General features: G+C 72.5%; 16 protein-coding genes, 1 tRNA gene and 1 pseudogene. 5 read left to right on the top strand and 13 right to left on the bottom strand.

The window, feature by feature from the left end:
- Positions 1–106 precede the first annotated feature (106 nt).
- Positions 107–397: pseudogene (locus FA582_RS17705) on the top strand (class I SAM-dependent methyltransferase); the annotation flags it as partial.
- Between the two features lie 357 nt (positions 398–754).
- On the opposite strand, the gene FA582_RS08110 reads toward FA582_RS17705, so the two are convergent.
- The 3 genes from FA582_RS08110 to FA582_RS08100 form a co-directional block, all read right to left on the bottom strand.
- Complete coding sequence (locus FA582_RS08110; RefSeq protein WP_051125205.1) at positions 755–1,750, bottom strand: bile acid:sodium symporter family protein; 996 nt, start codon at positions 1,748–1,750, stop codon at positions 755–757.
- A gap of 113 nt (positions 1,751–1,863) precedes the next feature.
- Positions 1,864–2,412, bottom strand: a complete 549-nt coding sequence (locus FA582_RS08105) for a YbaK/EbsC family protein (protein ID WP_010148494.1) — start codon at positions 2,410–2,412, stop codon at positions 1,864–1,866.
- A complete protein-coding gene (locus tag FA582_RS08100) occupies positions 2,409–2,939 on the bottom strand; it encodes a YbhB/YbcL family Raf kinase inhibitor-like protein (protein ID WP_010148493.1) in 531 nt (176 codons plus the stop codon). The genes FA582_RS08105 and FA582_RS08100 overlap by 4 nt, the downstream gene beginning before the upstream one ends.
- A 79-nt stretch (positions 2,940–3,018) precedes the next feature.
- Here FA582_RS08100 and FA582_RS08095 point away from each other — a divergent pair, with 79 nt between their 5' ends.
- Positions 3,019–4,455, top strand: a complete 1,437-nt coding sequence (locus tag FA582_RS08095; protein WP_010148492.1) for a DNA polymerase IV — start codon at positions 3,019–3,021, stop codon at positions 4,453–4,455.
- A gap of 56 nt (positions 4,456–4,511) precedes the next feature.
- Positions 4,512–4,595 (top strand) — tRNA-Leu (locus FA582_RS08090).
- Between the two features lie 87 nt (positions 4,596–4,682).
- Here the strand turns inward: FA582_RS08090 and FA582_RS08085 are convergent.
- The 9 genes from FA582_RS08085 to FA582_RS08045 form a co-directional block, all read right to left on the bottom strand.
- Positions 4,683–5,243 carry a DUF305 domain-containing protein gene (locus FA582_RS08085; protein WP_010148491.1) on the bottom strand — a complete coding sequence of 187 codons (561 nt, stop codon included), beginning with the start codon at positions 5,241–5,243 and terminating at the stop codon, positions 4,683–4,685.
- 74 nt (positions 5,244–5,317) lie between these two features.
- Entirely contained in the window at positions 5,318–5,668 is a 351-nt protein-coding gene (locus FA582_RS17700; protein ID WP_420181549.1) for a DUF6153 family protein, read from the bottom strand.
- Positions 5,669–5,975: 307 nt separating this feature from the next.
- The gene (locus FA582_RS08075; protein ID WP_010148489.1) at positions 5,976–6,248 is read right to left on the bottom strand and encodes a hypothetical protein; all 273 of its coding nucleotides are present in this window, start codon (positions 6,246–6,248) and stop codon (positions 5,976–5,978) included.
- A 63-nt stretch (positions 6,249–6,311) separates the two neighbouring features.
- Positions 6,312–7,280 carry an ABC transporter ATP-binding protein gene (locus FA582_RS08070; RefSeq protein ID WP_010148488.1) on the bottom strand — a complete coding sequence of 323 codons (969 nt, stop codon included), beginning with the start codon at positions 7,278–7,280 and terminating at the stop codon, positions 6,312–6,314.
- Entirely contained in the window at positions 7,277–8,098 is an 822-nt protein-coding gene (locus FA582_RS08065) for an ABC transporter permease (protein ID WP_010148487.1), read from the bottom strand. The genes FA582_RS08070 and FA582_RS08065 overlap by 4 nt, the downstream gene beginning before the upstream one ends.
- Positions 8,091–8,924, bottom strand: a complete 834-nt coding sequence (locus FA582_RS17135) for an ABC transporter permease (RefSeq protein ID WP_010148485.1) — start codon at positions 8,922–8,924, stop codon at positions 8,091–8,093. Before FA582_RS17135 ends, FA582_RS08065 begins: the two co-directional genes overlap by 8 nt.
- Positions 8,925–8,987: 63 nt before the next feature.
- Positions 8,988–9,758, bottom strand: coding sequence for an alpha/beta hydrolase (locus FA582_RS08055; protein WP_010148484.1), 771 nt, complete (start codon positions 9,756–9,758; stop codon positions 8,988–8,990).
- 50 nt (positions 9,759–9,808) lie between these two features.
- Complete coding sequence (locus FA582_RS08050; protein WP_010148483.1) at positions 9,809–10,414, bottom strand: pentapeptide repeat-containing protein; 606 nt, start codon at positions 10,412–10,414, stop codon at positions 9,809–9,811.
- Entirely contained in the window at positions 10,411–10,779 is a 369-nt protein-coding gene (locus FA582_RS08045; protein ID WP_010148482.1) for a hypothetical protein, read from the bottom strand. The genes FA582_RS08050 and FA582_RS08045 overlap by 4 nt, the downstream gene beginning before the upstream one ends.
- Positions 10,780–10,810: 31 nt before the next feature.
- On the opposite strand from FA582_RS08045, the gene FA582_RS08040 reads away from it, so the two are divergent.
- On the top strand, positions 10,811–11,404 hold the full coding sequence (locus tag FA582_RS08040; RefSeq protein WP_010148481.1) for a nucleotidyltransferase family protein: 594 nt from the start codon (positions 10,811–10,813) through the stop codon (positions 11,402–11,404).
- An 18-nt stretch (positions 11,405–11,422) separates the two neighbouring features.
- Here FA582_RS08040 and FA582_RS08035 read toward each other — a convergent pair whose 3' ends face one another.
- A complete protein-coding gene (locus tag FA582_RS08035) occupies positions 11,423–11,776 on the bottom strand; it encodes a GntR family transcriptional regulator (protein ID WP_010148480.1) in 354 nt (117 codons plus the stop codon).
- 69 nt (positions 11,777–11,845) lie between these two features.
- On the opposite strand from FA582_RS08035, the gene FA582_RS08030 reads away from it, so the two are divergent.
- Positions 11,846–12,739 (top strand): AAA family ATPase, encoded by an 894-nt coding sequence (locus tag FA582_RS08030; RefSeq protein ID WP_010148479.1) that lies wholly within the window; start codon positions 11,846–11,848, stop codon positions 12,737–12,739.
- Positions 12,740–12,750 lie beyond the last annotated feature (11 nt).

Here is a 12,750-nt window from a genome sequence, read left to right as displayed (position 1 = left end):
GGTAGCGTCGGTCTCGTGCCAGACGCCGACCGTCCCACCGTCAGAGGCCTTCGCCGAGGGCGGTGCGGACTACGACCGGCTGCGTCCCGGCTACCCGCCGGAGGCCGTGTCGGTGCTCGCGCCGGGGTCGGGCAGCGACGTCGTGGACGTCGGGGCGGGCACGGGCAAGCTCACCAGGGCGTTGCTGGCGCGCGGTCATCGCGTCGTCGCCGTCGAGCCGTCCGCGGACATGCGCGCGAGCCTCACGCGATCCGTGCCGGGTCTGCGGGTGGTCGCCGGGACCGGGGAGGACACCGGCCTCGCTGCGGCTTGTGCCGACGCGGTGACGTATGCCCAGGCCTGGCACTGGACCGACGCGGAGGCCGCGGGACGGGAGGCCGCGCGTCTGCTGCGTGCAGGGGGCACGTTGGGGATGGTGTGGAACATGTTCGACACCGAGACAGCGTGGATGACCGACCTCGAGCGGGCCATGCACGCGAGTCTGCGTGCGTGGCGCCCCGAGCCTGCCGGTGGGGTCGCCGCGCTGGAGCCTGGCGGACCCTTCGGGCCGCGCCACCGGGAGGTCGTGCGGTGGACCGACATCGTGCCGCTCGTAGACCTGCGCCTGCAGGTGCGGACCCGGTCCTACTACCTCGAGGGCACGCCGCAGGAGCGCGCAGATCGACGACGCCGTGGCACAGGCGATCTCGGTGCACTTCCCCGGCGCCGCCCAGGACACCGACGTCGAGGTGACCTACGTCACCACCGTGGACCGTTACGAACGGGCTTGAGCCGTCCGCGCGTCGCGGCGGCGGAAGAAGCCGGCGAGCACGGCACCGGAGAGGTTGTGCCAGACGGAGAAGACTGCGCCGGGCAGGGCCGCGACAGGTGTGAAGAAGGCGGCGGCGAGCCCAGAGGCCAGGCCGGAGTTCTGCATCCCCACCTCGATCGCCATCGTGCGGGCCGACCGCTCGCCGACGCCGGTGACCCGACCGATGGCATACCCGAGGGACAGGCCCAGCAGGTTGTGCAGGATCACCGCTGCGGTGACGAGCAGACCCGCCTCGAGGAGCTGGTCGGCCGAGAGGGAGACCACGAGCGCGACGACGACGCAGATGACGAGCACCGAGAACCACGGCATGACGGGAAGCACCCGGCGGACGAGCCCGGGCAGCAGCAGCCGGACCAGGAGCCCGAGGATGACCGGTACGAGCACGATGACGACGATCGTGCGGGCCATGCCCCAACCGTCGACCGGCAGCCGCTCACCGACCAGCCACAGCGTGAGCAGCGGCGTGAGCAGCGGGGACAGCAGGGTCGAGACGGAGGTCATCGTCACCGACAGGGCGGTGTCGGCGCGGGCGAGGTAGGCCACGACGTTGCTCGCCGTGCCGCCAGGCACGCAGCCGACGAGGATGACCCCGGCGGCGATCTCGGCGGGCAGGCGCAGCACGGTGACGACGAGCAGCCCGACGAGGGGCATGACGGCATACTGCGCGGCCACCCCCAGCAGGACGGGCCCAGGTCGCTTGGCGACCAGCGCGAAGTCGGGCAGGGTGAGGGTGAGCCCCATCCCGAACATGATGACCCCGAGCAGCGGGGTGATGAGGCCCGCACCGCCCGAGATCGGCCCGGCGAAGGCATACCCGAGGCCCCCGGCGAGCAGCACGAGTAGCGGGAAGATCGTCACCGCGCGGTAGGCGCTGCGGTCCTCGGCCTGAGAGGTCGGTGTCGTGTCGTCGATGAGGCTCACGGGGCCAGGGTGGCGCATAGCGCCTCGCCGTGCGGCGAGGCGCGCGGGGAAGTCGCGGGCCGGGGGCGGTTGGGGGAGCGTCCCGTGAAGGTCGGGGTATCTGCCGACTCCTACGGGACGCTCCCGTCCGCTCAGCCAGTGGTCTCGCGTGCCAGGGCCTCGACGACCTCGACGGAAGGCAGGTCGGCCGCCATGACCCCCGGCAGCCGGAGCTTGCTGCGGCGCAGCCCCGACCCGATGACGATCTCCTCGCGCTCCAGCACGCGGGAGTCGACGAGCACGGGCCAGTCCTGCGGCAGCCCGAGCGGCGTGATGCCGCCATACTCCATGCCGGTGCGCGCGACAGCGTCCTCCATCGACATGAAGGAGCACTTGCGCACGTCCAGCCGCTTGCGGATCACCGTGTTGACGTCGGCGCGGGTATGCCCGAGCACCAGCGCCGCGCACACGCGCTCCTCACCGGCGCGGGAGCCGGAGATGACGATGCAGTTGGCCATGTCGCGCAGGTCCCACGACATCGACTCCACGAGCACCGCGGTGTCGGCCTGGTCGGGGTCGATCTCGGCCACCTCGATGCGGGTGACGTCGACACCGCTCCCGGCCATCAACTCCAGGGCACGACGGACGGGCTCGGCGAGCAGGTCGGAGCGGTCCAGTGCCGGGGACCAGTCGAGGGTCACAGCTGGTAGGTGCCGGTGATCGAGCCGCGGGCCAGCACGTTGCCCAGGGTGGTGAACTGCGCCTTGGCGATGGAGCTGGACGCATCGATCCCGGTGTTGTCGGTGTCCAGCGCCCAGAGGGTGAAGACGTAGCGGTGCGGCACGTCGCCGTCCGGCGGGGCGCAGCCGCCCCAGTCACGGGTGCCGAAGTCGTTGGCCAGCGTGATGGCGCCGTCTCCGTGCTGCTCGCCGTACTCCCCGGCACCGGCGGCCAGCGAGGTGACGTCGGCGGGCAGGCCGACGATCGCCCAGTGCGAGAAGCCACCGACGACCGGGGCGTCCGGGTCGTGGCAGACGAGGAGGAAGGACTTCGTGCCCTCCGGGGCCCCCGACCACGACAGCTGCGGCGAGGTGTTGCCCTGGCCGTAGCCGGCCGACTCCGGCAGCGGAGCACCGTCGGTGAAGTCCTCGCTGGTCACGGTCAGCTCGGCCGGTGCCGCCGGGAGGATGTCGATCGGGTGGGGTGCGGGGGTGCGCGCGAGACTCATGGCTCGAACCTAACCCGAGCACGGTCGGCCACGCACGCGGTGGCGTCGGCTGTCGGTGCCGCGTGGCACAGTGGGCGCCATGGCGAGCGAGGAGCGTCGGTGCATCATGCACCTCGACCTCGACGCGTTCTTCGCCGCGGTGGAGCAGCGCGACAAGCCCTCGCTGCGGGGGCGGCCGGTCATCGTCGGTGGCCTCGGGGGCCGTGGCGTCGTCGCCACCGCGTCCTACGAGGCGCGCCGCTTCGGTGCCCGCTCGGCGATGCCGACCATCGAGGCCCGGCGCCGGTGCCCGGCCGGGACGGCCTTCCTGTCCGGGCGGTATGCCGCCTACCGCGCGTCCTCGGAGGTCGTCATGGGGCTCCTGCGCGAGCGCTCGCCCCTCGTGGAGCAGGTCTCGGTGGACGAGGCGTATGTCGACCTCACGCCGCCGGCGGGCCCCCTCGGGTGGGACGACGGTGATCTCGAGAGGTGGTGCGGCGGGCTGCTGACCGAGATCACCGAGGCGACCGGTGGGCTCACCGCGTCGATCGGTCTCGCCCCGAGCAAGATGATGGCCAAGCTGGCCAGCGAGATGAACAAGCCCGCCGGCGTCACCGTGGTGCGCCCCGGGCACGAGCTGGCGGTCCTCCACGCGCTGTCGGTGCGGGCGATCCCCGGCATCGGCCCGGCCACGGGCGCCCGGCTGCACAGCTTCGGCGTCGATACCGTCGCCGACCTCGCCCGCATGTCCGAGGCCGACCTCGTCTCGATCTTCGGCACCGCCCAGGGCGCCGCCCTGCACCGGTTGGCGCGCGCCGAGGACGACCGGCCGGTCGTCGTGGAGCGGGAGGCCAAGTCGATCTCGGTCGAGGAGACCTTCGAGAGCGATGTCGTCGACCGGGGCGAGCTGGAGACCGAGCTGGGGCGGATGTCGCAGGGCTTGGCGCGACGGCTCGAGAAGGCCGGGGTCTTCGCCCGCACCATCACCGTCAAGGCGCGCCAGCACGACTTCACGACCCAGACGAGGTCGGGCACGCTGCCCTTCGCCACCGGCGACCCCGGCGTCATCCTGCGCGAGGGCCGTCGGCTGCTCCGCTCGGTCGACGTCACGTCCGGGCTGCGCCTGCTCGGGCTGGGCGTCGCGGGGTTGACCGCCCACGCGCAGGAGGAGCTGACCCTGGACACGGCATACCCCCTCCTGGGCCAGATCGAGCTGCCGGACGCCGTGGGGCTCCCGGAGATCGACGACGACCTGCAGGGCGCAGGGAGCGGCGACGAGCCGGGGAGCATCGATGCGACCGAGGTCGGTGAGGAGCCCCGGGCCGTCGCCGGGCGCCTCCTGCCGGGCTGGCGCACCGGTCAGGACGTGCTGCACGACGAGCACGGCGCGGGCTGGGTGTGGGGGAGCGGTCGCGGCGTGGTGACGGTGAGGTTCGAGGGGCCCAGGACCGCTGCGGGGCCGGTCCGCACCTTCGCGCACGACGATCCAGCGCTGCATCCGGCCGACCCCCCGGAGTGGCGTGATCCACCCTCCTGAGCGTGCTAATGTTGTCGGTCGTTGCGCACTTCCCACAAGTGCTCGCAACATCACCTGTCCGGGTGGCGGAATGGCAGACGCGCTAGCTTGAGGTGCTAGTGCCCTTAACGGGCGTGGGGGTTCAAGTCCCCCTCCGGACACAGCGTCCTCGACGCAGGACAGGACGAAACCCCCGGGCCCTCGGCCCGGGGGTTTCGTCATCTCGTCAGCGCGGCGTGGGCCGGCTGTCAGCCGTCCGTCCGGAGCATCTCCTGCATCTGCGTGATCTCGGCCTGCTGGGCCTCGGCGATGTCCTCGGCGAGCCCGATGGCGTCGGCGTTCTGCCCGTCGGCCACCTGATCCTCCGACATGGCGATCGCGCCCTCGTGGTGCTCGATCATCATCTCCAACCACAGGGTGTCGAACTCGCCACCCTCGGCGGACTCCAGATCCTCCATCTGCTCGGGGGTCATCATGCCGTCCATGCCCGAGTGGTCCATGCCGTCCATCTCCATGTGGTCCATGTCCTCGGGCACCTCTTCGCCCCAGGACTCGAGCCACCCGGTCATGGTCTCGATCTCCGGGCCCTGAGCCGCCTGGATCTCCTCGGCCAGGGTCTCGACCTCGGGCCCGCCCTGCTCCAGGGCCAGGTCCGCCATCGTGACCGCCTGCTCATGGTGCGGGATCATCCCGGTCGCGAACTCCACGTCCGCGTCGTTGTGGTCGGCCTCGCCACCGCAGGCCGTCACCGACAGGAGTGCGGCCAGGGCCAGTCCGGGCATGCCGAAGGCAGGGGTGAAACGCGTCATCAGATCTCGTCTTTCGTGTGTGGGGGTAGGGAGACGTGCGTCGGTCGGGGCGTGTTCCCCGACCATCGCGTCTCCTACGTCCGCATCACGCACAGCTGGTGGAGATCGGGCTGGTCACGGGGTCGGGAGGTCCGGGCGAGGGCGGGTATGCCGCGGTGCTGGGGACGCCGGGCCCGTCGCCTGCGGTCGCCCCGGAAGCGCTGGACGGCGAGGGCTGCGAGGGCGACCACGGTGAGGACGGCCACGCACATCTGGGCCCAGTCGTGGTGCCCGGAGTCATCCCGGTGATCTCCGGACGGCGACCGAGGGTGGGCCGGGGACTCGTGCGGTGACGGTGCCGGCTGGTGCGTCGCGTGCGCGGCCGCCGGTGCGGACGCGACGTGGGTCAGCCCCGACGTGCCGTGGCCCAGCCCGAGCCCATGCATCAGCACCAGGCCGATGACCAGGGCGGCAAGGACCATCACCCGCCGCCACACGCCCCACGGAGCCGGGCGCGTGGCCGGTGGCCAGCTCCTCACACCGGTTCGGGGGGCCGTTCTCACGCCCCCCAGCATACGAAGGGTGTCATGACTCAGTCTCGCGTGGTGACCTCGAAGGTCGTGGTGGTGCCCGATACCTCGGCGCCCAGGTCCCCGGCAGCGGCGACGGCGGCGTCGACGTCGTGGACCTTGACACCGCCGATGCGCTCCAGCCCGATGGCGTGAACAGCACGGGTCCATCAGAGGGGTGGTCTCACCCAGGGGTGGCGAGCGCGGCGAGCATGAGGAAGGTCACGAAGAGGGACAGCAACCCGCAGGCCGCACCGAGCACGAACCGCCACGAGCTGCCGACGAGATCCTGGCGCAGGAAGCCCCGCAGCCCCAGCACCACGGCCGCGATACCGGCAGGGACGGCGACGAGGTCGCCGACGACCGGGACGACGCAGAAGAAGAGTGAGACAAGACCCCAGAAGAGCGCGCCCTCGCCGCGGCTCGGTGCTGGGGGAGCATCACGGTGCGGGACCACCCGGCCTCCTGGGGCGCGCGACTCTGGCGAGGACGGCGAGAGCCTATCGCCCGGGCGCGGGGCTCAGCGGCGCGCGGCGTAGATCCGGCGGACGACGTCCTCGACGTCGGGCTCCTCGATCGCCAGGTCGCGCACCTCACTCCGCCGCGACACGGCGGCGAGCACCGCCGCCGCCGTGGTCTGCTCGGGGTCGAAGGCCAGGCGCTGCTGCAGGCCTTGCGCCTCGCTACCGAGGTGTTGCGTCGCGGGTATGCCGGTGAGCGGCTCGGTCGGTCGCTCCAGGTCGACGACGAGCACCCGTCGGGCGCCGACGGTGCGGGAGAGCCCGGCCAGCGACCCGTCGTAGGCGAGCCGTCCGTCGTCGATGACGAGCACCCGCCCGCAGAGCCGCTCGACGTCGCCCATGTCGTGCGTGGTGAGCATGAGGGTCGTCCCGTGCTCCCGGCGCTGCTCGATGAGGAACTCCCGCAGCCGCTGCTTGGAGAGCACGTCCAACCCAATGGTGGGCTCGTCGAGGATGACGAGCGCGGGGGAGTGGAGCAGGGCGGCGGCGACCTCGGCCCGCATCCGTTGACCGAGGGAGAGCTGGCGCACCGGCGTGTCGAGGTAGGACCCCATCTCGAGCCGCTCGACGAGCTCGGCGGTGCGCGCCCGCTCGGTCGGCCGGTCCAGGTGGTGGACGGCCGCGAGGATCCGGAACGACTCGGCGACCGGCAGGTCCCACCACAGCTGGGAGCGCTGGCCGAAGACGACACCGATGCGCCGGGCCAGCGCCCGGCGGTCCTGGACCGGCCGCAGCCCGCACGTGCGGACCTCACCCTGGCTCGGCACGAGGATCCCGGCGAGCATCTTGATCGTCGTGGACTTGCCGGCGCCGTTGGCGCCGATGTAGCCCACCGCCTCACCGGGGCGGATGGTGAAGTCGAGGTCGTCGACGGCGCGGACGCGGCGACCGCGCAGCCGGTGCCCGCGCGAGCGCACGACGAAGTCACGGGTCAGGCCCTCGACGGCCACGACGGGCTGCTCGTTCATCCGCCTGCTCCTTGGTAGTGCCGGGTGCCCATCCGCCAGCAGCCGAGCGCGAGCCCCCACGTCCACACCGCGGCGACCGGTGTCAGCCACGCCACCCACGACGGCGCCCCGAAGGGCACGGGCAGGTCCAGCAGCGCCAGGGCGGGGAGGTAGCCGGTGAAGACGACGGGGAAGACCAGACCGAAGACGAGCACCAGCGACCGGGGCCAGACCGCGGCGGGCTGGCTCGCGGCATACCGTCCGCCGTAGACGAAGGCGTTGGTCGTCTCCGCGCCGTTGATGAGGAAGAACTGCAGCCCCGCCGCCGCGATGAACATCCCCGCGTAGATCGCCGTGGCGGCAGGGATGGTGATCGCCAGGAGCAGCACCTTCTCCGGCGTCCAGGACACGCCGCTCACCAGCAGCCCGACGACGAGGATGGCGACGCCACCGAGCACCCGGGCCAGCCGTCGCAGGTCGAGGTCGCTGGTCATGAGCTGCAGGAGCACCGGCTGGGGGCGCAGGTAGAAGACGTCGAGGGTGCCCGCCCGGACGTAGGTCGGCATCCGGTCGCAGTGCCCCACGAGGAGGTCGGCGAGGCTGAAGGAGATCTCGGCCAGGCCGAAGACGAGCATGACCGAGGCGAGGGTCAGGCCCCCGATGGCGTCGACCTGGTGGAAGATCACCCACACCTCGGCGAACTCGATGAGCGTGATGAGCCCGGCACCGGCGAGGTCGAGCCGGAAGGACGTGGAGTAGGACCGCTGGGCCCGGATGCGGGAGGCCAGGACGGCGCGGTATGCCGGCAGGTCGGCCCGGAGCGTGCTCGCCTCAGCCACCCTGCACCTCCAGGTGGCGTCGCCCGGCCCGGGTGAGCACGTGGCCGAGGAGGCCGACCGCCACGACCCAGCCGACCTGCATCCCGACGAGGCGCAGGGCGTCGGGGCCGGCCGCATACCCGGAGAGGACGTCGATCGGGGTCATGAGCATCGAGGGGAAGGGGGTGAGACGGGCGACCGCCTCCAACCAGCCCGGGAAGATGCCCACCGGGATGTAGAGGCCGCAGAAGAAGCTGGCGACGATCATGTAGCTCACCTGGAGACCCCGGATGTCGACGAGCCACAGCGCGCTCATGCTCAGGGCGTAGACCGCGAGGTAGGACAGGCTCATCGCCAGCAGCACGCTGACGGCACCGAGGAGGTAGGGCGTGGCCCCCGCGGGCAGGGCGAGGCCGGTCGTCAGCAGCCCGACCGTCAGGGTGGGCAGGCCGCGGGGGAGCAGGGTGAACAACCGGCTCCCGAGGTAGGTCGACAGGCCGGCGAGCTGCAGGTCCAGCGGCCGGAGGAAGTCGATCGCGATGTCGCCGCTCTTGATGCGCTCGGCGAGGACGTCGCGCCCGTAGACGTTGACGAGGCCGAGCATCGCCTGGCTCAGCCAGACGTAGGCGAGCATCTGGCCGGCGTCGTAGCCGGCCAGGGTGCCACCGGCTGCCGCCAGGGTGGCGAGCAGGATCGAGGCCTTGAGGAAGCCGAAGGTGACATTGGCGACGAGTCCTCCGACGGCGGCGGCGAGGTAGGCGCTCTGCTGCCGGAATCCCGCCGCGAAGAGGCGCGCATAGGCCCGCGCCGGGGCAGGCGCGAGCAGCGGTGGGTGGGCCAGGGTCACAAACGCACGACCTTACACCCGACGCAAGGGTTCAGGCCGGGCCTGGTGAGGCTGGGCCGGGCCTCAGGAGGGCAGCGGCAGCCAGGCGAGGACGTCCTGGATGACGTCGTCCCAGTAGTCCCAGGTGTGGCCTCCAGGCGCGTAGCGCTCGGTGACCTCGGCGCCGCGGGAGCGGGCGGCCTCGGCGAAGCGGTGGGAGTGACCCACGAGGACGTCCTCGGTGCCGGAGGCGACGAAGAGCGGGGGGAGCGCGTCGACGTCCGCCTCGGCGAGGAGGTGGAACAGGTCGCTGCGGCTGCCCCGGACCGGCTCGTCACCGAGCACCAGGCGCATCGTCTCCTCCCGCTGGCCCTGCTCGGTGAAGCTCACGAGGTCGAGCGCGCCGGACAGCGACGCCGCGGCGGCGAAGCGCTCCGGCTGCCGCAGCGCCAGCTGCAGCGCGCCGTAGCCGCCCATCGACAGGCCGGCCACGAAGGTGCGCTCCCGCTCGGTCGAGACGCGGAAGAGCTGCGCGACGACCTTCGGAAGCTCCTCGGAGACGAAGGTCCAGTAACGCCCGCCGTGGCGCATGTCGGTGTAGAAGCTGCGGTGCACCGCCGGCATGACGACCGCGAGCCCGAGCCGCTCGGCATGCCGCTCGATCGAGGTGCGCCGCGACCAGATCGTGTCGTCGTCGCTCAACCCGTGCAGGAGGTAGAGCACCGGCGGTGGCGCGTCGGTGGCGGGCGGCTCGTCGATGCCGATCCGGCTCTCGACCCGTTGCGGCAGGATCACCGTCATCGAGGTCGACAGCTCGAGGGCGTCGGAGAAGAAGTCGCACCGGATGAGGGCCATGGGTCTCGCTCCTGTCGTCAGGGGTGTCGTGGATGAGGTATGCCGTGTCGTCAGGTCTCGACGAGCGCACCGAGCGACTCGGCGACCGCGAGGGCGCCGGCCAGGTCGAGCCGCGCACCACGCAGGGCGGCGTCGGTGAGGTCGGCCCCCACGAGACCGGCCTCGCGCAGGTCGGCCCCCTCGGCGCGGGCCGAGCGCAGGACCGCGCCGGACAGGTCGGCGCCGCGCAGCGAGGTCTTGCGCAGGTCGGCGTCGCTGAGGTCGGCCTCGGTGAGCCGCAGCCCGGCGAGGTCCTGGTCGCGCAGGTCGGCCCCGCGCAAGGACACGCCCCACCACGACCCGCCCGAGACGGTGAGCGGGCGCAGGTCGCAGCCGGAGAAGCTGCTGCCGTCCAGCCGGCACCCCTCCAGGGTGGCGTCGAAGAGCGAGGTGTCGGTGAAGGTGCACGCGGTGAAGGAGGTCTGCCGGTGGGTCGAGGCGTTGAGCCGGCACCGATCGAAGGTGCAGTCCACGAAGCGACAGCCCGAGGTCAGCGCCTCGGTGAGGTCGACCTCGCGGAAGACGCAGCCGCGCCAGGCCTGGCCGGTGAGCTCGACGGCATACCAGTCCTCGTCAAGGAACGTCCGGCCCACCTCCTCGGCGACAGCACCGCTCACGACAGCGGCTGACAGTCGTTGCCGCACCCGGTGGCCGACGGCGGCGAGTCCGCGCGGGGGCGCCGGTGCAGCACCGCGTGGGTCGGCGTCACGTGCAGCTCCCCGTCGACCAGGGCGGCTTGGCCGTCGACGATGAGGCTGTAGCCCTCCGCCTCGCCCGGCGGCAGCAGCAGGGTCACGGCCGGGCGCTCCGGCGCCACCCGCTGGGCGGTGCGCCCTGGTGTCGAGACCACGACCACGCCGTCGCGCAGCGTGACCTCGACCTCGCCCACGTGCGGCCGCTCGTCGGCGGACAGCAGGAGGTAGGCCGTCGGGTGCCGGGCCAGGGCCTGCCCCAGGTCGGCGAGATCCACCACGATGCTCATGCCCCCATCATGGACCGGCACACTGACATCCATGGCGACACCCTCGGCACGCATCACCGGTCTCCTGCTCGCCGCCGGGGCGGGGCGGCGCTTCGGCGGGCCCAAGGCACTGGCACGGACCGATGAGGTGCCGTGGGTCGTGCGGTCCACCCAGGTGCTGCTGGACGGCGGCTGCGGCGACGTGCTGGTGGTCACCGGTGCGGAGGCGGACCAGGTCGAGCAGCGGCTCGCCGACGCCTTCCCCGGTGATGGGCCGGTGTCCACGACCTTCTGCGGCACCTGGGAGCAGGGGATGGGGCACTCCCTCGCGGCCGGCCTGATGCAGCTGGTCGCCCGGGGACGGACCGTCCCGCTGGCCGCCGTCGTCCACCTCGTCGACCTGCCCGACATCGGCCCCGACGTCCTGGTCCGGCTGCTGCAGGACGGTGCACGACCCTCCAGCCTGGCGCGAGCGGCCTACGACGGCGTGCCCGGTCACCCGGTGCTGCTCGGCCAGGACCACTGGCAGGGGGTGCTGGCCGACTCCCGCGGCGACCACGGCGCCCGGTCCTACCTCCGGCGGGCGCGGCCCACCCTCGTCGAGTGCGGCGACCTCGCGACCGGCGTGGACGTCGACACCCGCTGAACCGAGGTCACCGGAGCCTCACCAGCTGCGGCGCAGCAGCCCGATGGCCTGGGCGAGGTCGAGGCCGTCGGCACGGGATGCGCGCGCGAAGTCCTCGGCGGCGCCGCGGCTCGGCAGCGAGGGGGCGAGCTCGCCGCGCACGAGGGTGCCGCCCCGGCCCCGCGTCTCGACGTGCCCCTCCTCCTCGAGCTGGCGGTAGGCCTTGGCCACGGTGTTCGGCGCGACCCCGAGGTCGGTGGCGAGCTGCCGCACGGACGGCAGCTTCTCGCCCGGCACGAGGTGCCCGTCGCGGATGGCAGCGACGACCTGCTCCACGATCTGCTCGAAGACAGGGGTGGGGGAGTCGGCACTGACCTCGAGGCTGGCGCTCACACGCCGCAGACTACGACGCCCCCGCACCCCGCCGTGGACAACGCCCGGCGCGTCCGCGATGCTGCCGGTATGCCGCACCCCGCCCTGGCCAGCCCGGACACCCTGCGCGACGCCCTGGCCCAGACGGCCTACCTCGCCGACGACGGGCTGGCGACGGTCACCTGGCTGGCCCACGCGCTGCAGCGGCCGCTCCTGCTCGAGGGGGAGCCGGGGACCGGCAAGACAGCGCTGGCCGAGGCGATGGCCCAGCTGATGGGGGTGCCGCTCATCCGACTGCAGTGCTACGAGGGGATCGAGGCCAGCCAGGCGCTCTACGACTGGGACTTCCCCCGGCAGATCCTGCACCTGCGCGCGGTCGAGGCGCTCGCCGGCGAGGCCCGGGAGGGGCAGGTCGCCGAGCTGGAGGCCGAGCTCTTCGACGAGCGTTTCCTCCAGGCCCGCCCGGTGCTCCAGGCGCTGCGCGAGGCTCCCTGCGTGCTGCTCATCGACGAGATCGACCGGGCGGACGACGAGTTCGAGGCCTTCCTGCTGGAGGTCCTGTCGACGTGGTCGGTGAGCATCCCCGAGCTCGGTCTGGTCGCGGCGAGCACGCCGCCCTTCGTCGTGCTCACCTCCAACCGCACGCGGGAGCTGCACGACGCGCTCAAACGGCGCTGCCTCTATCACTGGATCGAGCACCCGGGTCTGGACCGCGAGCTGGAGATCGTGCACGCGCGGCTGCCCGAGGTGCAGGAGGAGCTGGCCCGCGAGGTCGTCACCCTCGTCCAGCAGCTGCGCGCCGACGAGACGATGGTCAAGCCGCCCGGGGTGGCCGAGACCCTGGACTGGGCGCGGGCGCTGACCGCGCTCGGCCAGAGCCGACTCGACCCCGAGGTCGCCGCCGCGACGATGGGGGCCGCGGTGAAGTACCGCGAGGACGCCGAACGCGTGCGCGTCGCGCTCGACCGGATGCTCACCCGCTAGCGGAGGTATGC

Source organism: Serinicoccus profundi (assembly GCF_008001015.1).
Taxonomy (GTDB): Bacteria; Actinomycetota; Actinomycetes; order Actinomycetales; family Dermatophilaceae; genus Ornithinicoccus; species Ornithinicoccus profundi.
This window is presented reverse-complemented; position numbering and strand designations above follow the sequence as displayed.